The sequence below is a fragment of the Psychrobacter sp. 16-MNA-CIBAN-0192 genome (assembly GCF_040309565.1).
Classification (GTDB): domain Bacteria; phylum Pseudomonadota; class Gammaproteobacteria; order Pseudomonadales; family Moraxellaceae; genus Psychrobacter.
Map to the genome: position 1 here is coordinate 1 of NZ_JBEOOX010000730.1, position 235 is coordinate 235.

Genomic DNA, 235 nt, shown 5'->3' on the forward strand with positions numbered 1-235 from the left:
GTGATGTATTTGGCGACGTATTTGGTGATATTTTTGGTGGCGGCGGTGGTCGACGTCAATCTCGTCAACAACGTGGATCTGATTTACGTTATAACATGGACTTAAGCTTAGAAGAAGCTGTTCGTGGTAAAGAAGTTGAAATTAAAGTACCTACATGGGTTGGTTGTGAGCCATGTGATGGCAGTGGTGCTAAAGCGGGTTCTAAACCTAAAACATGTACTACATGTCATGGTGC

At 43.4% G+C, this 235-nt stretch carries 1 pseudogene; it reads left to right on the top strand.

What is annotated here, in order from left to right:
* Positions 1-235: pseudogene (locus AAEY78_RS15015) on the top strand (molecular chaperone DnaJ); the annotation flags it as partial.